The 986-nt window shown below is 38.4% G+C and carries 2 protein-coding genes; both read left to right on the forward strand.

From position 1 onward, the window contains the following. The first annotated feature begins 91 nt into the window (after nt 1-91). Nucleotides 92-322, forward strand: coding sequence for a DUF4160 domain-containing protein (locus BGL89_RS06640; RefSeq protein ID WP_286825018.1), 231 nt, complete (start codon nt 92-94; stop codon nt 320-322). A 3-nt stretch (nt 323-325) separates the two neighbouring features. Next, nucleotides 326-565 carry a DUF2442 domain-containing protein gene (locus BGL89_RS06645; protein WP_286825019.1) on the forward strand — a complete coding sequence of 80 codons (240 nt, stop codon included), beginning with the start codon at nt 326-328 and terminating at the stop codon, nt 563-565. Nucleotides 566-986: the final 421 nt, after the last annotated feature.

The following is a 986-nucleotide window of genomic DNA, read 5'->3' on the forward strand; positions in this document are numbered from 1 at the left end:
AAGGGCAACAAAGCCTGAAACTCCTGACTCCTGACTCCTGACTCCTGACTCCTACCCCCACCGAAAAACTTTTTCAGCAGACCCTATTTATATGTACTTCATGGACAATAAACAACACTATAAACCTCACATTCATGCTAGATATCAAAATTCGGAAGTCATTGTCGCCATTCCAGATGGAGAAATTCTTGAAGGCTCTATTCCTAATGCTAAAATGAAATTACTTTCCGCTTGGATCGAGATTCATCAAGATGAATTGATGGCTAACTGGGAACTCGCTATTTCAGGACAACAACCGTATAAAATTGAACCACTGAGATAAATGATGAATCCTAGAGTTAAAGAAGTTATCCCTTTGCCCAACTATCAATTACAACTCATCTTTACTAATGAAGAAAAGAAAATTTATGATTGTTCACCACTGCTCGATTTTGGCATCTTTCAAGAACTTAAAAACCAACATTATTTTAATCAAGTAAAAGTTCTAGATGGTACGGTAACTTGGCCGAACGAACAAGATATCTGTCCGGATACTCTGTATCTTGACTCCATTTCCCAAACCTAGAACAGTTCGAGCGAGGAAACCCAACAACAAAAGTAACGCTCCCACTGATCAGATTTTCTTTCGCTACAGCCTTTCTCAGAAAGATGAGGTTAGTTATTGTTGCTAAAATACTTGATGAGTAAGGATTAATCTGTACTTCATCTCTAGGAGAAAGAGTGAGAAATTTTCTATTTACCCAGTGATTACTGTGGGGAGGGAAAAGTTAGAGGCAATCGGGGCAAAATGATAAGTATTTTATATGCAAATACCTTCAATACTTAAAAATATTTAAATTTACCTGAAATGTCGGCTTGAAGGCTCTCGGTTTTACCTCGGAGATGAAAGGTTCCGCCAGCATAGAAATAGCGAAGCACGATTGACAACTCAATTCTTAGCGTGCTAGAATAGTTTGCGTAGTAGGTCGGCACGCAAGATGTTCATT

The sequence above is a fragment of the Microcystis sp. LSC13-02 genome (assembly GCA_002282935.1).
In the GTDB taxonomy this organism is placed as follows: Bacteria; Cyanobacteriota; Cyanobacteriia; order Cyanobacteriales; family Microcystaceae; genus Microcystis.